The organism is Streptomyces sp. O3 (genome assembly GCF_054788135.1).
In genome coordinates, this window is record NZ_JBTVYK010000007.1 from 1 (window position 1) to 24,504 (window position 24,504).

Genomic DNA, 24,504 nt, shown 5'->3' on the forward strand with positions numbered 1-24,504 from the left:
GGGGGGTGCGGGGGGTACCGCGGCCCCGCGGCGAGGTTCCCCACCCGCGACACCATGGTGTCGATCATCCCGACCCCCGCCCGGGTTCGGGGGGGGGGGGGGGCCGCCCCCCCCCCCGCGGCCCCAGACTGCACCCGCACGCCCCGAGCCCGCTCAGCCCTGTGGACTACCGGCCGGTTGTGGACAACCCCGTCACCCGTACGTACTGCTCGCGCACCTCCCGGTACCGCAGCAGCTCGGCCGCCACCGGATCGAGCACCCGTGCCCGCCCGCACCCGGACGCCGCCTCTCTGAGCCGCCGCTCCGCCTCCAGCCCGTACCGCCTGGCCGGGCCGCGCGCCGCCATCTTGCAGGCCCACTCGACGCACGGGCCGCCCACGATCCCCGCCAGCATGAGCAGCACCGGCACACCGAGGTTCGGCGCGCAGACCCCGACGATCTGTCCGACCAGCCACAGCCCGCCCACCACTTGCAGCAGCGTCATCGACGCCTGCAGCAGCACCGCCATCGGCCACCAGCCGGGCCTCGGCGGCCGACTGGCTGGCGCCGCGTCCCGCACCGCCAGCTCGTCCAGCGCCTCGGGCAGCCCTTCGGCGCCCCGCGCCGCGGCGTCCCGTACGGACTGGCCCCACGGCGCGGGCAGACCGGCCGCCGCCTCGTCGGCCACGACGCGTACCGCCTGCTCCACCCGCTGACGTGCCGTCGGCTCCTCGTCGGCCGGGGCGGCGGGCGCCGTGCGCGGGACGCCGCCGCCGGTGCGCTGGGCCTCGTACCAGCGCCACAGCCGCAGCCACGGGGTGCCGCAGGCCTTGCCCGCGTTCCGGCGCCAGGCCCGCTCCGCCGCCTCGCCCGCGGCCGTGGCGCCCACCGCGTCGGCGAGCCGGTCGGCGAAGTCCTCGCGGGCCCGCTCGCTGAGGCCGACCCGCTGCCCGGCCGCGTACACCGGGCGCAGCCGGGCGGCGGCGGCGTCCAGGTCGGCCGAGATCCGGCGGGCGGGCGCGGCGCGCTCGGCCACGAACCGGCCGAGCAGGTCGCGGAGTTCGCCGACCCCGTCGCCGGTGAACGCGGACAGCGCGAGGACGGTGGCGCCTGGCTCGCCGTGCTCGCCGAGTGCGACGCCGTCGTCGTCGAGCAGGCGGCGCAGGTCGTCGAGCACCTGGTCGGCGGCGTCGCCGGGCAGCCGGTCGGTCTGGTTGAGCACCACGAAGGTGACCTCGGCGTGACCGGCCATCGGCCGCAGGTAGCGCTCGTGCAGGACGGCGTCCGCGTACTTCTCGGGGTCGACGACCCAGATCACCGCGTCCACCAGGGTGAGGATGCGGTCCACCTGTTCGCGGTGCTGGACCGCGGCCGAGTCGTGGTCGGGCAGGTCCACCAGGACCAGGCCGTCCAGGGGCGCGCCCTGAGCCGGGCTCTGCACCGGCCTGCGGCGCAGCCGTCCGGGGATGCCGAGCCGGTCCAGGAGGCCCGCCGCACCGTCCGTCCAGCTGCAGGCGAGCGGTGCCGCCGTGGTCGGCCTGCGCACGCCGGTCTCCGAGATCGCCACCCCGGCCAGCGCGTTGAACAGGGACGACTTGCCGCTGCCGGTGGCGCCCGCGATGGCGACGACGGTGTGCCGGTCGGAGAGCTCCCGGCGGGCCGCGGCCTGGTCGAGCACCCGCCCGGCCTCGGCGAGGGTCCGGCCGTCGAGCCGGGTGCGGGACAGGCCGACCAGTTCGCGCAGCGCGTCCAGGCGGGCGCGCAGGGGCGCGGCGTACGCGGTGTTCCCCTGCGGGCCGTGCGCGGCGGACGGGAGCCGAGACCGGAACTGGCCCTGGCCCTGGTCCTGGTCCTGGGACGGCGGCTGGTTCCCGGCGCCGTCGCCCGCTCGGCGGGCGATCAGCCCGTCGTCCCAGGCCCGTTCGCCCGCAGTTCCCTCCTGCGCGCCGCCCGCGACGCGCACGTGCTCCTCATCGGCGGCCACGCGTGCGTGCTCGTCGTCGCCCGTCGCGCGCGCGTCGTTCGCGGGCTTGTGCCCGCCGGTCTGGTCAGTGACGGCAGTCACCGCGTCACCTCTCCTTCTGCAGTACGGACAGCGCGGCGATCAGTTCGGCCTGGGGTTCGGAGTGGACCGCGAGGGCGTGGAGCGGGGCGAGCCTGCGGACCCGTTCGGCCCGCAGGACCTTCTCCACATACGAGGTGAGCAGGCGGCCGCCGCGGTCCCGCAGCCGCAGCGCGCCGTGCGCGCCGATCCGTTCGGCGAGCGTCTCGCCCGCCGAACGGGCCCGCCGCCCGCCCAGCAGGGCCGTGGCCAGGAGTGCCGCGACCGCCTCGCCGTCCGGGGGGTTCTCCAGGTCCCGGAGCTCGTCTTCCGCGTACTCCTCGATGACGCGCCGCCAGCGCCGTACGGCCAGGCCGATGCGGTGCTCGGCGCTCTCCTCGTCGGGCTCCCGGCGGGTCAGTTCCGGTGCCCAGGAGGCGGGTTCGTGCCGCCAGGCCTCGTCGACGCGCTCGTCGGCCGAGGACACCGCGCACACCAGCAGCGCCGCCAGGCTCTCCACCACGGCGTCCAGGAGTTCGCCCGCGCCGCAGTCCAGGGGGTAGCTGCGCCACCGGCCGAGCGCGCCGCCGGAGAGCACCGCTCCGGCCTGGAGACGGCCCCGTACGCGCGCGTGCTCGCTGGCGTACGCCTCCTCGACGGCCGTGGTCAGCCGTACGCCCGCCGCGTGCTGCGCGGACACGGCACTCGCCAGCGCGGGCATCCTGGCGCCCAGTGACTCGATGAGCCCGTTCGCGGTACGGAGCAGGGTCTGGGCCCTGGCCGCGGGCTCCTGGACGCGGTGGGTGAGCCAGGCGCGCAGCGGCGCGACCGCGGTGGAGGGCAGCAGCCCGCCGCCGCCGGTGGACTCCGGCAGCTCGGGGATGGTGAAGCGCGGGACCTCGCCGAGACCCGCCTTGGTGAGCAGCGCCGCGTACTGCCGTGACACTTCGGCGACGACCTGGTGCGGCACCCGGTCCAGGACGGTGACCAGGGTCGCGTCGTACTCCTTGGCGGTACGCAGCAGATGCCAGGGCACGGCGTCGGCGTACCGCGCGGCGGTGGTCACCATGACCCACACGTCGGCGGCGCAGATCAGCTCGGCGGCGAGCTGCCGGTTCTCCGCGACGAGCGAGTCGATGTCGGGCGCGTCGAGGAGCGCGAGCCCGCGGGGCAGGGTCGCCGCGGTCTCGATCCGCAGCACCCGCTCACCGGCCGCGCCGCCCGCCGCCCTCCCCTTCCCGGCGGCCTTACCGGCGGCCTTCCCGACTGCCTTACCGGCGGCCCGGCGGGGCGCGCCGCCCGCCTCCTCGGCCCCCGCGCGGGCCCCGCCCTCTTCCGACGGCTCCCGATGCGGCATCCACACCCTGGTGAGCTCGGGCAGCACCCGCAGCCCCGCGAACCAGTGGTGGTCGTCGGGGTTGCAGACCAGCACCGGGGTACGCGTCGTCGGCCGCAGCACCCCCGCTTCGCTGACCTGCCGCCCCACCAGCGAGTTGACCAGCGTCGACTTCCCCGCCCCGGTCGACCCGCCGATCACCGCGAGCAGGGGCGCTTCGGTCTGGCGCAGGCGGGGCACCAGATAGTCGTCGAGCTGTGCGAGCAGCTCGTCCCGGTCTACACGCGCGCGTGCGGCCCCGTCCAGCGGAAGCGGAAGGCGCGCGGCGGCGACACGGTCACGCAGGGTGGACAGAGCGTCGAGCAGCTGAGGCCGTACATCCAAGGTCACCACATGCGAAGAATGCCCAATTTTGGCGACATTCTGAAGGATATAACCGCCCCTGCGCGCCGATCGGACACTCGAGACATGCGGGGTGACTGGGGCGCAGGCATAACGACTGCACAACACCCGTGGCACGAGGTGCCGAAAGCGATGCGAGATTCGCACCTGCCTGCGATTATCGGGACCGCTTCACCGAACCTCCACACCGTGCCGCGGAGGCGAAGCACCAGGGACAGGGCCTCGGGAGCCCTATCCTGGTCCCCGGCAAAGCCCCGGACCGGCCACACCGGAACCCACCGGGCCACCTGCCACCGTCCGGCCCCCGTAGCTCAGTGGATAGAGCAGGTGCCTTCTAAGCACTTGGCCGCAGGTTCGAGTCCTGCCGGGGGCGCTTTACCGCGGATTACCGCGGATCACTTGTTCCGTCCGGCCGAAGCCGGCCCTAAGAGGCCCCTGGCGGCCGTCCGGCCCGAAAGCGGCCCGAAGTCTCGGGGCGGCCCCCCTCGGTAGGAAAAAGGGGGACAAATCGGCATTCGGCTTGCAGCCGTGATCGCGCCCAGATCATCCTTACCCTCATGTCTCTCGCCTCCGCGCTCGACGTGTCACACCTGCCCGACTACGCGTACGACTGGGCTCTGGTCGACGTCGAGACGTCCGGCCTGATCGCCCGGCGTGACCGGATCCTCTCGATCGCGGTGCTGACCTTCGGGCCGGACGGGACCCAGACCGACGAGTACTCCACCCTGCTGAACCCAGGCTGCGACCCCGGCCCCGTGCACATCCACGGCCTGACCGCGGAACGGCTGAGCGGCGCCCCGACTTTCGAGCAGGTAGCCGGACGGATCGGAGCGCTCCTGCAAGGCCGCGTCATGGTGGCGCACAACGCGCAGTTCGACTATGACTTTCTGGCCCATGAGTTCGCCCGCGCCCGGCTCTGTCTCCCGGTCACCCAGCGACTGTGCACCCTGGCGTTGAACCGGCGTGTGGAGCCGCCCTCCGTCGACCTCAGCCTGGCGTCGCTGGCCGCTCACTACGGCGTGCCGCAGACCAGCGCTCATGACGCGCTGGACGACACGCGCGTCCTCGCGGGGATCTTCCGGTCGTCCCTCTCCGAAGCCGCACGGCTGGACGTCCCGCTGCCGCTGGTGCCCTGCCCGCCCCGGCAGGATCCGCAGTTCGCGCCGAATCCGCCGAAAACTCCGTGCGCCTACCGGAACCCGGGCCGCCTGACACCCGGCGGTCCGCTCGTCCAGGGCATGAAGATCGCCATCACGGGCAAGACGGCCGTCTCACGGGCCGAGCTAGTGGCCCGATCCGTCGCCGCCGGCCTGAACATCATGTCGTCGGCCAGTCGGCACACCAGCGCTCTCGTCACCAATGACGCGGCCTCGGGCTCGGCGAAGGCACGGCGTGCGATAGCCGAAGGCGTCACGGTCGTCGACGAACACACCTTCCTCAAGCTGTTGGAAGAGGTGCGTCCCGGAACACCGCACGAGAATCAGCCACCGAAGAAGACCCCGGAAGCGACGAACCCGGAAGCAACGGCTCCGGAAGCGACGAACCCGGCCGCGCCGCCCACTACGCCGACGCCGTCCCCCGCTGCGACCGCAGCTGTCGCGGACGTGCCGACGCCCAGGCGACCCGAGCCCACGCAGTCCGCTTCCGCCAAGCCGTTCGGCCGTCGACGGGTCCTGATTCTGGGCGGCACCCACGAGGAGGCGTCCGCCGCCCGGGCCAGGGTCGTCGAGCTGGGCGGGGCCGCCGCGATCAACCTCTCGGCGAGCGTCACCGACGTCGTCCTCTTCCCCGGAGGCGAACTCGACCGCCGCATGGCCCGCGTCACCGCGCTGAAACTTCCGGTCCACGCGCACGGATGGCTCGGAGCCCCCACATCCGAACCGGCCGACGTCCCCGCCCAGGACAGGGCGATGACCGAGGTCCTGCCGCGCGGCGGAGTCATCGATCTCCCCACCCTTCCCACCGCCGACCACTGGCACGTGAGTGCCTCCTGGGCGCAACAGACGAACTGCGAGATCGACGTCGTCGCCTTCGTCCTCGACGAGGACGAGCAGGTCTCCTGCGACGGGGACTTCGTCTTCTACAGCGCGCCGGAAAGCCCCGACGGAGCCATCCGTCTCCTGTGCGACGGCCCGACCGAGCAGACCATCGCCGTCGACCTCGCGGCACTGCCTCCCGCCGCCCACAGGATCGCGATCGCCGCCGCCATCGACGGTACCGCCGCCTTCGGAGACATCGGAGCCGTCCAGATGACCCTCGCACCGGGCGTCGACGCTCCGGCCACGGCCCAGGCCACCCTGGACGCCGCCACCAGCGAACGCACCCTGCTCCTCGCCGAGATCTACCGCCGAGGCCCGCGATGGCGCTTCCGCGCCGTCGGCCAGGGTTACGACCACGGCCTGGAGACCCTCGTACGCGGATACGGCGTCGACGTGGCGTAACCCTCGTCCCGGTCAGCCGAGATCGGCCGCTCTGCATTCGAGTCGACTCGGCGCGCCGCGTGCGAGATCCTCAACGTGAACCGAACCGAGGAGACAGGTTGATCACGGAGTATCAGCAGCGTCGGCGTGATCGCTACCTCGGCGCCCCCGTCATGCCGGCCCCGGCGCCCTGGCAGCCGGTCCTGGACCACAGGATCCCCGTCGGCGGCCTGCTCGGCATCGGCTTCGCGGTCCATCCGGACACCGGACACGACCTCGTCATGGTCGTATCCCACGACGGACACGGACTCTTCGACGCGGTCACCGGCGAGAAGATCGCACGCGACCGGGACCCCGACCCCGCCACCAGCACCCCCGACGCGCACCCGGACCTCGCCTGCCCCGGCCTCGGTCCCGTCGCAGGCACCGAGATCCGCGTCGCCGGTCTCTTCGGCGGCGGTCTGCACAGCACCACCCCGGACGGCTGGACGGTGGACGTCGTCAGCCCCGACTGGCCCCGCCACCGTGTCATCCTCTCCGCCGACGGCGGAGCGAACAGCGGAGCGGCGGGGGACACCTGGTGGCACGTCTTCCACTCCGATTACTCAGAGCTGCGCACCGCCGGTTTCTCGCCAACCGGTCTCACCCTGGCCGTCGCGACCAGTAGCGACCTCACCCTCTGGACCCGCGCCCAGTTCCCCAGCGAGGGCTGAACGGCCACCATCTCGTTCGGGCGCCCCGCCGTCCGCGTCTCGGGGCGCTTCGGCACCGGGCCGCTTCGGCACCGGGGCGAGACGGGTCAGGCGCGGGTGCGGCGCAGGCCGAGCGCGATGAGGAGGGCCGAGCCGAGGACGATCGCCACGTCGATCGCGATCACGGTGTGCACGCCCTCCAGGAGATCCCCGGTGGTGGTCGCCAGCACGCCGAGCAGCGGGATGCCTACGGTGATGCCGATCTGCTGCGTGGACGTGACCAGGCCGGTGGCCAGGCCCTGCTCTTCGTCCGGCACGCCCGACGTGACGGTCAGGCCGTAGGAGATGATGGCGGCGAGGTGGCACACGCAGGCCAGGGCGAGGCAGACGACGGCCACCCACACACTCCACCCGGCGGTCCCGACGCCCAGCAGTCCGGCGCAGAACAGGCCCTGGCCGACGAGGGCGCCGACGAGGGTCGGGCCGCTCCCGAAGCGTCCGACGACCTTCGGGATGAAGCCGCCCGACACGGCCGCGGCCGTGCCCTGGACGCCGAAGACGAGGCCCGTCTGGAAGGCGGAGAGGTCCAGGACCTGCTGAAGGTACAGGCCCATGACGAAGACGACCGTGCTCATCATCGACAGGGTGACCAGGCCGCCCAAGTTCCCCCAGGCGACCGTCCGGCGGCGCAGTGTCGCCAGTGAGATCAGCGGATCCGCCGTGCGCGACTCGACCGTCACGAACAGCACGAGCAGCAGCACCCCGGCGATCAGCGCGGCGATCACGTCGGCACCGCCGAAGCCTCGGTCGGCCGCGGTGGACAGGGCGTAGATCACGGCGAGCAGTCCGGCCGTGACGGTGACGGCCCCCGGAACGTCCAGGCGGGGACGGCGGGGGTTCGTCGACTCGCGGAGCACACCCGGTGCGAGCGGCAGCACGATCAGCGAGAAGAGGGCCAGCAGCCCCATCGTCGAGCGCCAGCCGAGCGTGTCGGTGAGCACCCCGCCCAGCACCATGCCGACCGTGAACCCGAGGGAGAGCAGGGTGCCCGAGATGGACAGCGCGCGGTCGCGCTGGGGCCCCTCCGGGAAGGTGGTGGTCAGCAGCGACATGGCCGTGGGCACGATCGCGGCGGCCCCCACACCCTGAAGGGCGCGGCCCGCGAGGAACGAGGCCGGGTCCCAGGCGAAGGTGGCCAGGAGCGAGGCCGCGCCGAACAGCGCCAGGCCGGTGAGGAATATCCTGCGCCGCCCGAAGAGGTCGCCCGCGCGGCCGGAGACGAGGAGGAAGCCGCCGGAGGGCAGGGCGAACGCGGTGATCGCCCACTGCAGGGCGGCCGGGCTCATGCCGAGGTCATCCCCGAGCGTGGGGAGGGCCACGTTCAGTACGGAGAAGTCGAGCGCGACCATGAACTGCGCGGCGCACAGTACGACGAGGACGAGCGCGGACTTGGCCGGTGCGCCGGTGGCTTCGGGCGGGGCACCGTCGATGGCGGGGGCGGTCTCGGTGCTCTGGGTCATGGGTCCTGGCTTTCCAACGGAGTTCGGGAGGGGGAGGGAGCGGGGGCAGGAGCGGGAGGGAGCGGGGTGCGGGTGGGGTCAGCTCGGCGGGCGGGGGGCCAGTGTGTGGAACCCGCCGCCCGCGAAGACGAGGGCCGGGACCGTGGCCGGGCGGAGCGTCTCGCACCGCTCGACGCCGCCGATGACGATGATGTGGTCCCCGGCCTCGACGAGCCGGTCGAGTCGGCAGGCGAAATAGCCGACGACGCCGCTCAGCAGCGGGCCCCCGCCGGGCGCCCCGGCCGTCCGGACCCGGCCCTCGAACCCGGCCGCGCCCGTCGGGCGGTCGGGGTCGGCGAACCAGCGGGCCAGCGGCTCCTGTTCGGCGGCGAGGAGGTTGACGACGAACGCGCCGGTGGTCTCGATCAGCCCTCGGATGCGGGCGCCGGACTTGACCGAGAACGAGACGAGCGGCGGGGTGAGGGAGAGCGTGGTGAACGAGCTGACCGTCATGCCGTGCACGGCGTCGCCGGTCCCGCTCGTCACGACGGTGACGCCTGCGGCGAGACGGCGTGCGACGGAGCGGAGCTCCTCGCCGGGGCCGGCCCCAGAGGCGTCCCCGGACCTCTCGACCTCCCCGGACCGGACGGCCTCCCCGAACCGCGTGGCGTCCCCAGGCCCCAAGGCACCCTCGGACCGGACGGCCGGGTCCGCGTCCGGAGGCGCGGCACCCGCCGAAGATACGGCTGCGGTCGGAGGCGCGGCACCCGCCGAGGGCACGGCCGCGGTCGGGGGTGTGGTGGTCGTGGTGGTCGTGGTGGTCAGGACGCTGCCTCCGTCCGCGCGGGCAGCGGTGCCGCGCCGAGCAGCACCGCGGCGAGGTGGGAGACGCCCGCGCCGAAGAGCGCCAGCGTGCCGTCCTCCGGCTCGGTGTGCTTCCGCTCCGCCAGCCGGTCGGCGAGGTTGATCAGCGGGTCGCTGCCCAGGCAGTGCGCGATACGGCCCACGTTGCCCCGGAACAGCCGGTCGCCGCCGAGGCGGACGTCGCTGAGGTAGAGCTCCAGGACGTTGCCCGCGAAGTTGCTGGGCAGCACCGCCCGCACATCGCCGACCCCGCCCTCGTCCCGCCGCCGGGCCGCGAGGCGGGTGAACAGCTCCCGGTGGGCGGCGACGCGGGAGAGGAGCTGCTGTTGGGGGGCCGCGGCCTGGTGGAGGCGGGCGTCCGAGTGGTGGGCCATGCCCAGGACGGGCAGGCCGCTCGCGGTGGCGGAGACCAGCACGGACGCCGCCGCGTCGCTGGCGATCGCCGCTCCCCCCGCGACGATCCGCTGGCCGCCCGTCGCCTGGGCGGCCAGGTCGCCGGAGAGGACGAGCACCTGGCGAGCCGAGCCGTCGCGGACGTAGGAGGCCGCGGTGCCCACGGCGACCATGGCGGTGGCGCAGTCCATCAGGCCCGTGGTGACGGCCGTCGCGCGCGAGATGCCCGTCTCCTCCAGGAGTTCGGCGACATCGCGGTGGGCGGAGCGGTCCCCGGGCAGCGAGTCGGTGGCCAGCAGCACCATGTCGATCTCGGAGGCCGGTACGCCGGACTCGGCGAGGGTGCCGCGGACCGCGTGGGCCATCAGCTCGGTGACGGGGGCGTCCGACCAGTGGTACGTGTGGAACCCGGCGTCCGGGGCGGTGAGTTCGGCGGCGGCCTGGGGGTCGGCCAGCAGCTCCGGCAGCTCCGTCACGGGTTCGGCGAACTCCCCCAGTTCGTACGCGGGGGCGCACAGTCGTGCGGTGATCACTGATCCACCTCCCGCGCGGCGGCGGCAGCCAGCGCGGTGAAGCGCTCGGCCAGGCCGCGTACGGTCGCCTCGTCGTAGCGGGCGGTGTCGAACTCCAGCCAGCCCGTGACGCCTTCGGGACTCGGGTACACGGCCAGGGTGAGGTCGTAGCGGGCCGTCGCCTTGTCGAGGTCCGCCGAGGTCGCGAGCGCGCCCTGGATACGGCGTCGTTCGCTGCCGAGGTTGTCGAAGACGAAGACGGCGTCGAGGAGCGGATGCGTGCCCGTCGGGCACCGGACGCCCTCGATCAGCTCGCCCGGATAGGCGGCGTGCCGCAGGCCGGTCCGGGTGATGTCGCGGGCGGCCCGCAGCCGGTCGCGGTGACCGCCGTCGCCGGGGCCCCGCAGGCGTACCGGCAGGACGTTGAGCAGGTAGCCCACCACGTCGTGGCTGTCGGGGGAGGTCCTGCCGGTGGTGAAGGTGCCGAGCAGGACGTCGTCACGGCCGCCGAACTCGGCGAGCGCCGCCCAGGCGACGGCGAGCCACCCGGCGTAGGCCGTGGCGCCCTCGCGCTTCGCGCCCGCGGTGATCGCGTCCGCGACGGCGGCGGGCAGCGTGAAGCCGACGCGGGCCCCGGCCCGCGTGGTCTCGTCCGTGCGCGGGCGGTCGGTGGGCAGCGGCGGCGGGGCGTCCGCGGTCTCGGCCGCCCAGTAGGCCGCCGCCGCCCGGCCCTCGGGGCCGCGTACCCAGGCGTGCTGATCCGCGGCGAAGCGGCCGAAGGCACCGGGAGCACCGGGAGCACCGGAGGTGCCGGGAGCGCCAGAGGTGCCGGAGGTGCCGGGGGGCGCGTCCGCCTCGGTCTCGGTGCCGGTCTCGCCGAGCGCGTCGAGCAGGAGCTCGAACGACCAGGCGTCGAAGACCAGGTTGTGCACGGCGAACAGCAGCCAGGACTCGTCGGGGGCGGGCCCGTCGGCCAGGGTCACGCGCAGAAGCGGTCCGGCCGCCAGGTCGAAGGGCTCCCCCGCCTGGCTCCTGGCCAGGGCGTGCGCCTCGGCCTCGTCCCGGCAGCGGGCGCGTACCAGGCGGGGCGGCAGCGTGTCGTGGACGACCGGCCGCACGGTGTCGCCGTCGGTCTCGAAGGTGGTCCGCAGCGCCTCGTGGGACGCGGCGAAGGCGCGCACCCGGTCGGCGATCAGGTCGAGGTCGACGGCGGCGCCCGTGAGGTGGACGGCCTGGCAGACGACGTCGACGGGCCGGCCGCCCACCTGGTGGTGGGCGCGCCACAGCCGCCGCTGGCCCGGCGTGAGTTCCGGCCGCCGCCGGGCCGCGGGGAGCGCCGCGCGCAGCCGGGCGCGCTGCTCGGGGGTCAGGGCCGCGACGCGCGCGGCGAGGTCGCCCGTCACGCGTACCGCCTCCGCAGCTCGTTCAGGTGCTCCAGGCTCTGGACGACGAGGTCCTCGTCGACGCCGAAGTCGATGAGGCAGGCGATCTCGTCGACGCCCATGCCGTGGAAGCGCTCGACGACCGCGCCGCACGAGTCGGGGGTGCCGAGGAGCGCGCCCTTCTCGAAGTACTTGTCGAAGGCGAACTTGATGAGCTCGTCCTGGTCGCTCTGGGAGATGTCGCGGACGCCCGCGCCGGGGGCGAGGTTCTTCTTCTGCGAGTCGATGACGGTGAAGAAGGACCGCAGATAGTCGCTGAACGGCGGCCAGACCGTCTCCCTGACCTCGTCGAGGTCGGTGCCGATGAAGGTGTGCAGCATCAGCGTGACGGTGGTGGAGTCGCGGTCGTGCCCGTACTCCTCCAGGGTCTTGTAGTAGAGCGCGAGCTTCTCCTCCAGCTCCTCGTTGGTCATGTCGATGAGCGCGGTGAGGACGTTGCAGCCGAGGCGGCCCGCGGTCTCGAAGGTGTCCGCGCTCTTGGTGCAGGTGAGCCAGACCGGCAGCTCGGGCTGGACGGGCTGCGGGTGCAGCTCGACCTCGACGTGGTTGCCGAGGCCGTCCTGTACGTAGACGGGGGCGCCCTCCCACAGCTCGCGGAGCGTGGTCACGGCGTCGAAGGTGCGGGTGCGCCGGTCCTCCCAGCCGGAGGGGTTGATCGCGAAGTCGAGCGGGCTGAACCCGGTGGCCAGGGCGATGCCCGCGCGGCCGCGGGAGAGGTTGTCGACGACCGACCACTCCTCGGCGACGCGGATCGGGCTGTGCAGGGGCAGGATGACGCTGCCCGCGCGGATCTGCAGACGCTGGGTGGCCATGGCGAGGCCCGCTCCGAGCACGGAGGGGTTGGGGTAGAGGCCTCCGAAGCGGTGGAAGTGGCGCTCGGGGGTCCAGATCGCGGTGAACCCGTTCTCGTCCGCGTACTTGGCCGCTTCGAGGACGAAGCGGTACTTGTTCTTCTCGTCTCCCGAGAAGAAGATCAGGCTGAAGTCCACCGTCAGTTCCCCTGTTCCGGGCCGGCGGCGACCGCCGGGTCCGTGTCCGTGTCCGTGCCGGCCTCGGCGGCCAGCAGTCGTTCCAGTTCCTCCGGGTCCAGTGCGGCCAGCTCGGCCGTCAGTTCGGCGACCTCGTCGCCCTCGCCGTGCTCGCCGTGCTCGCCGTGCTCGCCGTGCTCGCCGTGCTCGTTCTCGCGGTCGTCGTCCTCGCGTGCGGCGTCGAGGCGCTCCTGTACGAGCGCGGCCAGCGCCCTCGGGGTCGCCTCGCCCAGCACGTCGGCCAGCGGCACCTCGACCGAGAACTGGGTGCGGACGTTGGACAGCAGCCGCACGATGAGCAGCGAGTCGCCGCCGTACTCGAAGATGTCCGCGTCGAGCGGCATCTCCGGGGCGCCGAGCAGCTCGCGGACGAGGGCCGCGACCTGCTCGACGTGGTCGCCCGCGGCCGGGTCCCCGTCGGTCTGCGCGCGGACGGCGGAGACGCCCTGCGTCGGCCGGGTGACCTGGTCGTTGCGCACCCACTGGTCGAGCCGGTAGTCGATGTCCCAGGTCGAGACCGCGACATGGGAGACGTCGCGCAGGGTGAGCAGGCGGCGGATCGTCTCCAGGCCCTCGTCGGGCTGGATGGCCTTGTCGTCCATGCTGCGGCCGATCGCGGAGATCGCCCGCTTCTCGTCCTGGTGGTGCTGCCACACGTCCCAGGCGGCGCTGAGCCATACGGTGCGGTCCAGGCCCCGGTTGGCGCGTTCGGCCGCCGCGTCCATGAAGTGGTTGGCGGCGCCGTAGCCGAGCAGCCGCAGGCCGCCGAGTATGCCGGCCAGCGAGGAGAGCAGCAGGCAGAAGTCCACCGGGTGGTCGGCGAGTACCTTCTCCAGGACGATCTGCCCGTGGGCCTTGGAGACGAAGTGCCAGCGGCACTGCTCGACGCTCGCCGCCGTGATGGCGCGGTCCCACTGCTCGCTGGGCAGGCCGGCGGCGTGCACGACGCCGTGGACGTCACCGAACTGGGCCACGACCTTCTCGAAGGCGGCGCGCAGCCCGTCCTCGTCCGCGACGTCGGCGTTGACGAGGAACGGGGCCGCCCCCTCGGCCTCCAGGCCGCGCAGCCGGGTGATCCGCAGTGAGGTCTCGTCGGTGGCGGGGTGGCCCGCGAGCCAGTCGTCCCAGGTCTCACGGGCGGGCAGCGGCTCGCGGGTGAGGAGCGCGAGGCGGGCCCCGCACTCGCGGTGCAGCCAGCGGCCGATGGTGGTGCCGATCTCGCCGAGGCCGCCGGTGATGAGGTAGACGCCGCCCTCGCGGAGCCGGGACGCGGCGTCGGCGTTCCAGTCGGCCCGGATGGGCGCCAGCTCGGCGATCCAGCGGGTCGCCCCGCGGAGGGTGACGGCGACCTCGGGGGCGCGGTGGCCGGCGAGTTCGGCGGCGAGGGTGCGCAGCGAACGCTCGTCGGGCTCGGCCGGCAGGTCGAAGTGGCGGGAGCCGATGTTGCCGTGCTCCTGGCCGATGACGCGTGCGGCCACGGCGAGGGAGACGCGTTCGGCGGCGGGGGCCGGTTCGGCGGTGCTGACCGCGTAGGCGCCGGCGCTGACCAGGTCGAGCTGGAGCGGCTGGGTGACGTCGTGGGCGCTGAGGCCCTTCACGAGGGCGATCAGGCTGTACAGGCCGGACCGCTGCGCCTCCTCGAAGCGCTCGATGCCGTGCTCGGGCGGCAGGGGCGCGGTCGACCAGGCGTGCACGACGCGGGCCGGGAACGTGTCCTCGCCGAGCAGGTCGGCGACGAGCCGGGCGTGATCCTCGTCGGATTCGGGGCGCACGGTCCAGACGTCGCCGTCGCGGTCGTACCGCTCGCCCGCGTACACGGTGTACACCCGGCCGGTGAAGGCGTGCCGGGCGAGCCGGGCGGCGGTGCCGCCCTGGTCGGCGGGGTCCTGGTCGGCGAAGAGGAGGACGGGCTCGTCGATCGGGCTCGGGGAGGTGTCGGGGGTGCCGACGGCCTGCCGCCAGACGGGCGCCGACAGCCACGCGTCGAGGGGGAGCTTGGGGACGCCCGTGCTGGGTGTCCCGGAGGCGCCGGAGACGGTTCCGGCGCCGCGGTCGATCCAGTAACGCAGCCCCTCGAACGGATAGGTGGGCAGCGGTACCCGGCCGCGGCTGCGGCCCGCGTGATGGCCCGCCCAGTCGACGGGGAGTCCGGCGGCCCACAGGCGGCCCAGGGCGGCGTGCAGGGCGGTCAGGTCGGCGGCGGCGTCGCGGCCGCGGGCCGCGGAGGTGACGACGGGGACGCCCGTCTCGCGGTCCGGGTGGCGGCGCGTGAAGGTGGCCAGGGTCTGGCCGGGTCCCACTTCCAGGAAGGCGTGGTCGCCGTCGGCGAGTACGGTGGCGACGCTCTGCGCGAACCGCACGGTGTCGCGGAGGTGCCCGGCCCAGTAGGCGGGGTCGGCAGCCTCGTCGTCGCGGATCCAGGTACCGGTCCGGTTGGAGAGGAACGGGATTCGCGGGCGGCCGAGTTCGACGGTCCGCAGGATCTCGGTGAACGGCGCGACGGCCGGGTCCATCATCGCCGAGTGGAAGGCGTGCGAGGTGACCACCTTGCGGTGGGCGACGCCGTCGGCGGTGAGGCGGGACGTCAGTTCGCGGATCGCCTCCTTGGGGCCCGCGACGGTGCACACGGACGGCTCGTTGACGGCGGCGAGCGCCACGGCGTCGTCGAGGTAGCGGGTCGCCTCGTCGGGCGGGAGCATCACCGCGAGCATGGCGCCGCCCGGCAGCTCGTCCATCAGCCGGCCGCGTTCGGCGACGACCCGCAGGGCGTCCTGGAGCCGGAAGACGCCGGAGAGCGTCGCCGCGACATACTCGCCGACGCTGTGCCCGACGAGCGCCGCGGGCTTCACGCCCCACGCCGTCCACTGCCGGGCCAGCGCGTACTCGACGGCGAACAGGGCCGGCTGGGTGAGCCGGGTGCGGTTGATGTCGTGCCGCTCGCCCCGGTGTCCGCGCAGCTCGGGGTAGAGCGCGTCGCGCAGGTCGAGGCCCAGGTGCGGGCGGAGCAGTTCGGCGCACTCGTCCAAGGCGTCGCGGAAGGCGGGCAGGTGCTCGTACCAGCCCTGGCCCATGCCGACGTGCTGGGCCCCCTGGCCGGGGAAGAGCATGACGACCGGCCGGTCGGCGGGCTCGCCCGAGTCCTGGTGGAGGTGGCGCGGGTCGCCGGACCTGAGGGCCCGGACCGCGGTGGCCCGGTCCGGGGCCGTGACCACGGCCCGGTAGTTGAAGGTGCGGCGGGCGGTGGCGAGGGTGTAGGCGGCGTCGCCGAGGCCGAGGTCGCCCGACGGGTCGGTGTCCTGCGGGGCGGTGGCCTCCAGGTGGTCGGCGAGGGCCGCGCGGGCCTTCTCCAGTGCCGTGGGCGACTTGGCGGAGACCGGGAGGACCACGACCGGGGCCGCCTGGGCGCGGGCGTCGGCGGCCTTGGCCGGGGCCTCTTCGAGGATCACATGGGCGGTGGTGCCGCCCATGCCGGCGGAGGTCACGGCGCAGCGCAGCGGGCCCTGGTCGTCGTGCCACGGTTCGGTGGCGGTGCTCATCCGGAACCGGGTGCCCTCGATGGGGAGTTCGGGGTTCCACTCGGTGAGGTGCGGGGTGGCCACCAGGGTGCGGTGGTGGAGCATGAGGACGCACTTGATGAGGCCGATGACACCGGCGGCGACGCTCAGATGCCCGAGGTTCGCCTTCACCGAGCCGACCGTGAGCGGCTGCGCGCCGTCCGCGGCGTAGGCCTGGGCGGCGGCGGCCAGTTCGATCGGGTCGCCCATCCGGGTGCCGGTGCCGTGGGCTTCCAGGTAGCTGACGCTGCCCGGTTCCACCCCGGCGACGGCGAGGGCCTCGGAGAGCACGGCGGCCTGCCCGTTGACGCCGGGTGCGGTGTAGCCGACGCGGTCGGCGCCGTCGTTGCCGACGGCGGAGCCGCGGATCACGGCCCAGACGGTGTCGCCTTCGGCGACGGCGTCGGCGAGGCGCTTGAGCACGACGACGCCCGTGCCGTTGCCGAAGACGGTGCCGTCGGCGGCGGCGTCGAAGGGGCGGACCGTGCCGGTGGCCGAGGCGATGCCGTCGGCCTCGTGGAGGTAGCCGGCCTCCTGCGGGAAGCGCACGGCGACACCGCCGGCGAGCGCGACGTCGCACTCCTCCGACAGGAGGCTCTGGACGGCGGTGTGGACGGCGACGAGCGAGGTCGAGCAGGCCGTCTGCACGGAGATGCTGGGGCCGGTGAGGTTGAGGTGGTACGAGACGCGGGTCGCGAGGTAGTTGGGGTCGTTGCCCATCAGCGTCGCGGGGTCCTCGCGCATCCGGGCGACGGAGCCCTGGTAGCCCTTCTCCCCCGTGAGCACGTTGTCGAGGAGGTAGGTGCTGGCCAGTGCGCCGGCGAAGACGCCGATACGTCCGTCGTACTGCTCCGAGTCATGGCCGCTGTGTTCCAGCGCGGACCAGGAGGACTGGAGGAAGAGGCGCAGCTGCGGGTCCATCCGCTCGGCCTCGCGTGCGCTGAGGTAGAAGAAGGAGGCGTCGAAGAGGTCGGCGTCCTCGATGGCGGCGGCCCGGCGCACATAGCGGGGGTCGGCGAGCGTGGCGGCCGGGACTCCGGCGGTGCGCAGGGTGTCCTCGTCGACGTCGGCGATGCGGTCGGCGCCGTCGAGCAGGGTGCGCCAGAGTTCCGCTTGGTCGCGGGCGCCGGGCGTCCGGCAGTCGAGTCCGACGACGGCGATGAGGCCGTCCAGGGCCGAGTCGTCGTGCTTCGCGTCAGTCACGGGTCCCTCCAGAGGCGGTGGTTCGGTCCGCGCCTGCGGCGGGACGGTTCGTGGGTTGGGGTGTGCGGGGCGGTGCCGTGCGCCGGGCCCGCGCGGTGCGTCGCCGGGAGCCGCGGGTCTCGCCCGCGGTGGCGCCGGAGGCCGTCGGGGCGTCGGCGCCGGGCGCGGCCGAGATCAGGCGGGCGAGGGCGCGGACGGTGGGCGCGCGGTAGAGGTCGGTCATCCGTACGCCGGGGGCGACGGTGCGGGTGAGGCGCTCGTGGACGGCGGCCATCCGCAGGGAGGTGCCGCCGAGGTCGAAGAAGTTGTCGTCGAGTCCGGTCACGGAGACGCCGAGCACGTCCTGCCAGGCGTCGGCGACGGCGCGCTGGACCGGGTCACCGCGCCGGACGCCGTGGCCCGCGGCGGATCGGCCCGCGGCGGGTCGGGGCGCGGCGGCGGTGAGCGGGTCCGGGAGGGCCGCCCGGTCGATCTTGTGGTTGGCGGTCAGCGGGAGCTCGTCCAGGAGCACATAGGCGGTGGGCACGGCGTGGTCGGGCAGGGTGCGGCGGAGCGCCGCGCGCAGCTCGGCCGGGGCGGGCCGGCTGCCCGTCGAGGGCACCAGGTGGGCGGCGAGCTGCCGTTCGCCGACGCGGTCGGTGAACGGCATGACGACGGCTTCGCGGATCGAGGGCAGTTCCTTGAGGGCGCTCTCCACCTCGCCCGTCTCCACCCTGATTCCGGAGATCTTCACCTGGAAGTCGCGGCGTCCGACGAGCAGCAGGGTGCCGTCGTCGAGCCGCCGGGCGAGGTCGCCCGTCCGGTGGGCGGTGCCGTCGGTCGCGGCCGCGGGCGCCAAGTAGGGGCTGATGACGACGAGTTCACCCTCGCCGGGCCCTTCGACGTCGTCACCCTCCGGGTCGACCAGCCGGACGGCGGTGCCGGTGACGGGCCGGCCCAGCGGGAACACTCCGGTGGGCGGGCGGTAGTCGGGGCCTTCGACGCGCAGCAGAGCGCAGGAGCACTCGGTGGAGCCGTAGGCTCCGGCGACCTGGCAGTGCGGGGCGAACATACGGCGGTACGAGTCGAGGTCGGCCAGGTGGAGGGTGTCTCCGCCGAGGGCCAGCATGCGCATGGCCGGCAGCCGGGTTCCTCGCGCTTCCATGGCCCGGACCAGGGCCCGGAACACAGGGAGGGTGGAGTGGTAGACGGTGATCTGTTCGTCGGCCATCCAGTCCAGCAGCCCGGTGATGCCCAGTGTCTTGAGGTCGACCGGGTAGAGGGCCGCGCCGTTGAGGAGGGCGGCGAACGTGTCCTGGACGGCCGAGTCCCAGCTGTACGCGGACTGCAGGGACAGCCGGTCGTCCGGGCCGACGCGCAGTCCGTCGGTCCAGGCCCGCGTGTGGTGCAGGACGTTGCGGTGCGGTTGGGCGACGGGTTTGGGCGTGCCGGTCGACCCGGACGTGTAGAGGACGTACGCCTCCGCGCCGGGCTCCGCGTGGACGGCGGGCCGCGCCTCGCGGTGGCGCACGAGTTCGCCGTAGGCGAGTACGGGGCGTCCTGCCGCGATCCGGGCGGCGGCGGCGAGTGAGTCGTCGCCCGCCACGACGGCGCGGACGCGGGCGTCATCGGCCATGAAGGCGAGCCGCCGCTCGGGGTAGGCCGCGTCGAGGGGCACGTACGACAGTCCGGCCGTCAGGGCGCCGAGGAGCGCGGCGATCATCTCCGCGCCGTGCGGGAAGAGCAGGCCCACGCGGTCGCCCGGACGCAGCCCGGCGTCGGCGAGCGCGACGGCGACGCGGGCGGCGCGGTCTCGGGTGTCGCGGTAGGTCCAGCGGACCTGGGGGGTGACGACGGCGGGCCGGTCGGCGTGGGCGGCGGCGATCTCCAGAAACCGGTGGACGAGGGTGCCGGCTCGTTCGGCCTCGGGGAAGGGACGGTGGCCGGTGGCGGGTGTGGCGGGTGTGGCGGGTGTGGCGGGTGTGGCGGTCACGGTGTCTCCTTCCGTTCGGCGGTGGTGCGGGGGTGGGGGTGGTGGAAGAGGGCGGCCGGGTGGGGCGGCCGCCGTCTGAGTTCCGTGTAGGCCTCGGCGGCTTCGTCGAGGGTGAAGCGGGGCAGCTTCATCGCGGCGGGCGTGAGGGCCCCGGACGCGACCAGGTCGAGGGCGCGCTGGAGGTTCTCGGTGACCGTGTGCTCGCCGGCGGCGGGGGTGACGTGGGTGAGGCCGCGGGCGTAGGACGGGTCGCGGTATCCCGCGCCGCAGCGGGCGGCGTAGCGCACGTCGAGGTTGCCGAGTTCCACGCTGAAGTCGATCCGGGCGGAGAACCGGCCGACCCCGACCAGCCGGGGCCGTCCGGGAGCGGCCGCGGCCCACCGGGCGGCCTCGGCCACGGCGTCGCTCATGTCGCCGGTGCCGCAGAGCATGACGCGGCGTCCGCCGACGTCACCGGCGGGCGGGACTTCCGGCACCCGCCCTAGGCGGTCGGCGGTGGCGAGGCCGAGGGCCTCGGCGGTGGCGAGCCGGTCCTGCCGGAGGTCGAGCACGCGGACCCGGCAGCCGCGGGCGGCGGCGGTCTGGGCGACGAGGAGGCCGACCATTCCCGCGCCCACGACGGCGACCTCGTCATCGGGTGCGAGGCCCGCGCGGTCCACCGCGTGCACGGCGGTCGCGGCGAGGTTGGCGACCACGGCGTCCGCCAGGTCCGTCCCGGCGGGCACCGGTCGGCACAACAGGTACGGGACGGTGACGATGCCGGCGTGCACGGCCTCGCCCCAGCCCATGGCGATGACCTGGTCGCCCGGAGCGAATCCGGGGGTGTCGGGGCCGGTGGACTCGACGGCGCCGGCGGCGCAGTAGCCGAGCGGGAAGTGCTCGCCGGTGCGCGCCGAGCGGTCCAGGTAGTGGAGCTCGGTGCCGGGGCTGATCAGGGTCCACTGGGCGCGGATCCGGAGCTCGCCGGGGCCCGGCGCGGGACGCGCCGTCTCCCGTACGACGGGGAGCGCCGCCCCCGCGGCGGCCAGCTCCCGCGTGGCGAGGGCGGCGGGCGGCGGGGTCACGCGTTCTCCCCGTCGGCCGGGGCGGCGATCAGTTGTTCGTCTGGGATGATGTCCAGCTCCTCGCGGTAGTGCGGCAGGGGGCCGAGCGGGACGGGCTTGCCCGACTCCTCGTAGGAGGCCCTGCGGTTGCGTTTGCGTTCGAGGCCGAGGTTGAGCCCGGCCAGGTCGACCGGCCGGTGGGTCAGCAGGCCGCGGGCGTAGCCTTCGGCCATCGCCTTGCGGCCGGTCTCGGTGCGGATGAAGACCCGCCCGTGTTTGTCCTGGTCGCCGCCCTGCACGCTGGCGGCGAAGATGTTCGGGTCGCCGTCGCTGACGCTCACGTCGGCCAGGCCCGACATCCAGTCGCCGCAGGACAGGCAGCGGTGGGTCTTGTTGCCCGCGAAGTCCCTGACGGCCTGCCAGAACGCGACGCGGTGGTCCGTGCCGTCGGCCGTGCGGATGCCGATGTCGCCCGGATAGTCGCCTTCGCGGTACCTCAGGCGCACCACCGACTCCAGGGGCACTTCCGCGCGTTCGGTGATGACGGCGGCGGTGCCCTCGGGGCGGGTGCTGGAGGAGCAGGCGGGCTCGACGAGCAGGATCACGTGGTCGCGGGCCCAGCGGCCGGCCGCGGTGTCCATGGCCTGGAGCTTGCGCATGGCCTGGATGTGGCAGGCCACGCCGGACATCGCGACCTTGGCGTCGGGTTCGTCGAGCATGACGGTGCGCAGCGCGCCCAGGTACGGGGCGAGTTGGTACGTGGACTGGGCGGTCTCGGCGAGTGCGGCCGGGTCCCGGACGAGGGCCGGGGCCGCCCGCCAGGGTTCGTCGGGGTCCCGGCCCATCGACAGGACGACGGTGACGTCCAGGGCGGCCATGGCCGTCTGGAGGAGGGCGGTGAGGCTGCCGCCGCTGGCGGACGCCTCGAAGACGACCGGGTCGAGGGAGTGGCCCGCGACGACCTCGTCGAAGACGCCGGTCCACCGCTCTCGGGGCGTGCGGGTGCGGCCGAAGAGGCGTTCCTCGGTCGCCGGGGTGCCGGGGTCGGCGCCGGGGCAGACGGTGAGACAGTCGGTGCACGCGCCGCAGTCCGACGCGGTCCAGGATTCGGCGGTGAGTACGGGGGTGAGCCCGTCGAAGCCGATCACCCCGGCGGGGCAGGCCAGTTGGCAGGCCCCGCACACGGTGCACAGGTCGGGTTCGAGTACGTCCTGCGCGAGCTGCTGGAACGTCATGCCGGTCAGACCTCCACGGCGTCGGCGGCGGACACGGCGGCGGCGTCGGCGGCGGACACGGCGGCGGTGAGCGACTCGATCAGCCGTCGGTACTCCGGTTCGTCCAGGAGCACCGGCGGGATGATCTTCACGGTGGCTCCTTCGGGGCCGCCGCCGAAGAGGAGCAGCCGTTCACGCAGGGCGTGCCCGGTCACGGCGCGGGCGAGGGCCGGGTCGGGGTGTCCGTCGCGTACGCAGTCGAAGGCGGCCAGGCCGCCCACGGCGCGCACCGAGGCCAGCCAGGGGCGCCGCGCGGCCAGTGCGGTCAGGTCCTGCTCCAGCCGTGCGCCGAGCTGCCGGGCGCGGGTCGCGAGGTCCTCGTCGGTGACGACGTCGAGCACCGCGGCGGCGGCCGCGCAGGAGACGGGGTGGCCGGAGAACGTCGACGTCTGCACGCCGGCGGGCAGCGCGTCGACGAGGTGCCGCTCTCCTACGACGGCGCCCACCGGGAAGCCGTTGCCGAGGGTCTTGCCGAGCAGGGTGAGGTCGGGGCGCTCCGTCATGAGCTCGGCGGTGAACACGCGTCCCGCCCGGCCCAGCCCGGTGTAGATCTCGTCGAGGATCAGCAGCGCGCCGCGGGCGTGGGCCTGCCGGGCGATCTCGTCGAGGAGTTCCGGGGCGACGGCGAGGACGCCTTCGGTGACCTGGACGGGTTCCAGGACGACGGCGGCCGTGCCGCCGAGCCGGTCCGCCCGGTCGAGGGCCCGCGCGAGCCCGGCGGCGAACCGCTCGGCGTCGTCGGCGCGCGGGGCCCGCGGGTTGGGCAGTTCGGCCGTCACGACCAGGGCGTCGGGCAGCTCGCTGTAGGTCTTGAACTCCGGCCTCCAGGTCAGCGCGAGCGCGCCGGCCGTCTTGCCGTGGTAGCCGTGCCGGAAGGTGACGACGGCCCGGTGTCCGGTGGCGGCGCGGGCGATCTTGAGCGCGGACTCGACGGCCTCGCCGCCGGTGGCGGTGGGGAGCACCGCCGCGTCCCGGTACGGGCTCAGGCGCGCGATCCGGGAGACCATGCGGGCGCGGGCGTCGGAGGAGAGTTTGCACCCGGTGTGGGTCAGCCGCGTCAGCTGGTCGGCGGCGGCGGCCGTGACGGCCGGGTGCTGGTGCCCGAGGGTCGCCGCGCCGCTGCCGGATGTGGCGTCGAACCAGGGCGTTCCCTCGGCGGTGTACAGCCAGGGGCCGGAGCCGGTGGCGAACTCCGGTCCGAGCACGGTCCCGGTGGAGCGTGCCTCGGCCGCCGGGGCGGTCTTCACTTCGGTCATCGCTCGGTGTCCTCGGTGTTCTCGGTGTCCTCGTGGATCCTGGCGCCGACGGCACGCTGCACGCCGACGAAGTCGGGGAAGGACGTGCGGTGGCAGCCGCCGCCCAGGACGGTGGTACGGCCCGGCAGGCTCATCGCGACCGTGGCGGCGGCCATGGCCAGCCGGTGGTCCTCGAAGGCGGGTACGGGACCGGCCGTGAGGGGGGCTCCGCCCTCGATGAGCAGGCCGTCGTCGGCGACGTCGACGCGTGCGCCGAAGGCGGCGGCCAGCCGGGCCGTGGTGGCCAGTCGGTCGGTCTCCTTGAAGCGGAGTTCCTCGGCGCAGCCGATCCGGGAGGTGCCCGGCAGCACGGCCGCGACCATGGTGAGCAGCGGCACCTCGTCGATCAGGGCGTGCAGGAGGGCGGGTTCGCCGACGTGCACGGCGTGGACGCCGTCGAGGCCGCCGCGGGCCACGAGGGTGCCGACGGGTTCGCCGCCCGCGGTGATGCGACGGTCGGCGTACGCGATGTCGGCCCCGGCGGTGCGCAGGACGTCGAAGAAGCCCAGCCGGGTGGGGTTGAGGCCGACGTTCGGGAGTCGCAGTTCGCCGCCGTCGCCCCAGAGCAGGTGCGCGGCGAGCGGGTAGGCGGCGAGCGAGGGGTCGCCGGGGATGTCGATGACCGGGGGTATCGCGTAGCCGCCGCCGTCGCAGACGACAGTCCGGTCCCGTTCGGTCAGGCCCGCGCCGAAGGCGGCGAGCATGCGTTCGGTGTGGTCGCGGGAGCGCACCGGGTGCCGGACCGTCACCGGCAGCCGGGCCGCCACCGCGGCGAGCAGCACGGCGGAGCGGGCCTGCGCGCTGCCGACCGTGAGTTCGACCGTGCCGGGGCGGTGTACGGGGCGTTCGATCAGGACCGGCAGCCGACCGGGCTCGCCCAGGTAGCGGATGCCCGCGCCGAGTGCGACGAGGGGTTCGACGAGCCACTCCATCGGCCGGTGCCGCAGCACCTCGTCGCCGTCGACGACGGCCGTGGCGCCGGTGCCCGCGAGGAGGCCGACCAGCAGCCGGGCGGCCGCGCTCGACCCTTCCGTCTGGAGGTACGGGACGTCCTGGGGCCAGGCGGTGACGCCCCGGTGGGGACGCCGGGGCTGGGGGACGGGGGCCGCCCCCTGCCGGATCGTCAGGGTGTCGCCGCCGGCGCCCGTGCCGTCCGCCTCGACGGTCAGGCCCAGGGCGCGCATCGCGGGGAGCAGTGCGCGTACGGCCCCGCCGAGGTTCGCGTCGCGGATCGTGACGGTGGCCGGGGCTCCGGGCAGCAGTGCGGCGAGCAGCGCGCGATGGGTCACCGACTTGTCGCCCGGAACGCTCACTTCGAGCGGTGCGCCGCCCGGCACGGCCCGGCCGCCGTCCACTTCGAGGTTCGCCGATGTCGTGGCCGGCATGGCGAACTCCTGGACCTCTGGCACGGGCGACTCCTTGGCAGCCGGAAGGGTTTTCTGACGTGGCGGCGATCAAGCTGCCACGCCGGGGCCGGTCTGCCACAGGGCAATCGGATGGCCGTCTGGTGCCGTGTCCCCTAGCGGACACCTCGACAGATGTCTCACGATGTGAC

15 protein-coding genes and 1 tRNA gene are annotated in these 24,504 nt (G+C 74.3%); 3 read left to right on the forward strand and 13 right to left on the reverse strand.

Annotated elements, in window-relative coordinates; translation table 11 throughout:
• Nucleotides 1–166: 166 nt before the first annotated feature.
• Together ACX6XY_RS05760 and ACX6XY_RS05765 are read right to left on the reverse strand one after the other, a co-directional pair.
• Nucleotides 167–1,942 (reverse strand): YfjP family GTPase, encoded by a 1,776-nt coding sequence (locus tag ACX6XY_RS05760; protein WP_460327279.1) that lies wholly within the window; start codon nt 1,940–1,942, stop codon nt 167–169.
• A 106-nt stretch (nt 1,943–2,048) separates the two neighbouring features.
• Complete coding sequence (locus ACX6XY_RS05765; protein WP_460327094.1) at nt 2,049–3,749, reverse strand: dynamin family protein; 1,701 nt, start codon at nt 3,747–3,749, stop codon at nt 2,049–2,051.
• Between the two features lie 309 nt (nt 3,750–4,058).
• Between ACX6XY_RS05765 and ACX6XY_RS05770 the strand changes: the two genes are divergently transcribed.
• The 3 genes from ACX6XY_RS05770 to ACX6XY_RS05780 all read left to right on the forward strand — a co-directional run bounded on the left by ACX6XY_RS05770 (nt 4,059) and on the right by ACX6XY_RS05780 (nt 6,891).
• Nucleotides 4,059–4,131, forward strand: a tRNA-Arg gene (locus ACX6XY_RS05770).
• Between the two features lie 184 nt (nt 4,132–4,315).
• Nucleotides 4,316–6,199: a TerD family protein gene (locus ACX6XY_RS05775; RefSeq protein ID WP_460327096.1), complete on the forward strand. Its 1,884-nt coding sequence runs from the start codon at nt 4,316–4,318 to the stop codon at nt 6,197–6,199.
• 98 nt (nt 6,200–6,297) lie between these two features.
• Entirely contained in the window at nt 6,298–6,891 is a 594-nt protein-coding gene (locus ACX6XY_RS05780) for a hypothetical protein (RefSeq protein WP_460327098.1), read from the forward strand.
• An 86-nt stretch (nt 6,892–6,977) separates the two neighbouring features.
• Here ACX6XY_RS05780 and ACX6XY_RS05785 read toward each other — a convergent pair whose 3' ends face one another.
• From ACX6XY_RS05785 to ACX6XY_RS05835, 11 genes are all read right to left on the reverse strand, one after another.
• Nucleotides 6,978–8,390: an MFS transporter gene (locus ACX6XY_RS05785; protein WP_460327100.1), complete on the reverse strand. Its 1,413-nt coding sequence runs from the start codon at nt 8,388–8,390 to the stop codon at nt 6,978–6,980.
• A 78-nt stretch (nt 8,391–8,468) separates the two neighbouring features.
• Nucleotides 8,469–9,149 carry a flavin reductase family protein gene (locus tag ACX6XY_RS05790; RefSeq protein ID WP_460327102.1) on the reverse strand — a complete coding sequence of 227 codons (681 nt, stop codon included), beginning with the start codon at nt 9,147–9,149 and terminating at the stop codon, nt 8,469–8,471.
• Nucleotides 9,150–9,190: 41 nt separating this feature from the next.
• Nucleotides 9,191–10,159 (reverse strand): acyl carrier protein, encoded by a 969-nt coding sequence (locus ACX6XY_RS05795; RefSeq protein ID WP_460327104.1) that lies wholly within the window; start codon nt 10,157–10,159, stop codon nt 9,191–9,193.
• The gene (locus tag ACX6XY_RS05800) at nt 10,156–11,541 is read right to left on the reverse strand and encodes a condensation domain-containing protein (RefSeq protein WP_460327106.1); all 1,386 of its coding nucleotides are present in this window, start codon (nt 11,539–11,541) and stop codon (nt 10,156–10,158) included. Before ACX6XY_RS05800 ends, ACX6XY_RS05795 begins: the two co-directional genes overlap by 4 nt.
• On the reverse strand, nt 11,538–12,569 hold the full coding sequence (locus ACX6XY_RS05805) for a MupA/Atu3671 family FMN-dependent luciferase-like monooxygenase (protein WP_460327109.1): 1,032 nt from the start codon (nt 12,567–12,569) through the stop codon (nt 11,538–11,540). Before ACX6XY_RS05805 ends, ACX6XY_RS05800 begins: the two co-directional genes overlap by 4 nt.
• Nucleotides 12,570–12,571: 2 nt before the next feature.
• The gene (locus ACX6XY_RS05810) at nt 12,572–17,365 is read right to left on the reverse strand and encodes a beta-ketoacyl synthase N-terminal-like domain-containing protein (protein ID WP_460327110.1); all 4,794 of its coding nucleotides are present in this window, start codon (nt 17,363–17,365) and stop codon (nt 12,572–12,574) included.
• A complete protein-coding gene (locus ACX6XY_RS05815; protein WP_460327112.1) occupies nt 17,358–19,337 on the reverse strand; it encodes a non-ribosomal peptide synthetase in 1,980 nt (659 codons plus the stop codon). Before ACX6XY_RS05815 ends, ACX6XY_RS05810 begins: the two co-directional genes overlap by 8 nt.
• Nucleotides 19,334–20,401, reverse strand: coding sequence for a 3-hydroxyacyl-CoA dehydrogenase NAD-binding domain-containing protein (locus ACX6XY_RS05820; RefSeq protein WP_460327114.1), 1,068 nt, complete (start codon nt 20,399–20,401; stop codon nt 19,334–19,336). The genes ACX6XY_RS05815 and ACX6XY_RS05820 overlap by 4 nt, the downstream gene beginning before the upstream one ends.
• The gene (locus ACX6XY_RS05825) at nt 20,398–21,615 is read right to left on the reverse strand and encodes a Coenzyme F420 hydrogenase/dehydrogenase, beta subunit C-terminal domain (RefSeq protein WP_460327116.1); all 1,218 of its coding nucleotides are present in this window, start codon (nt 21,613–21,615) and stop codon (nt 20,398–20,400) included. The genes ACX6XY_RS05820 and ACX6XY_RS05825 overlap by 4 nt, the downstream gene beginning before the upstream one ends.
• Nucleotides 21,616–21,620: 5 nt before the next feature.
• Nucleotides 21,621–22,910, reverse strand: coding sequence for an aspartate aminotransferase family protein (locus ACX6XY_RS05830; RefSeq protein WP_460327118.1), 1,290 nt, complete (start codon nt 22,908–22,910; stop codon nt 21,621–21,623).
• Nucleotides 22,907–24,358, reverse strand: coding sequence for a 3-phosphoshikimate 1-carboxyvinyltransferase (locus ACX6XY_RS05835; protein WP_460327120.1), 1,452 nt, complete (start codon nt 24,356–24,358; stop codon nt 22,907–22,909). The genes ACX6XY_RS05830 and ACX6XY_RS05835 overlap by 4 nt, the downstream gene beginning before the upstream one ends.
• Nucleotides 24,359–24,504: the final 146 nt, after the last annotated feature.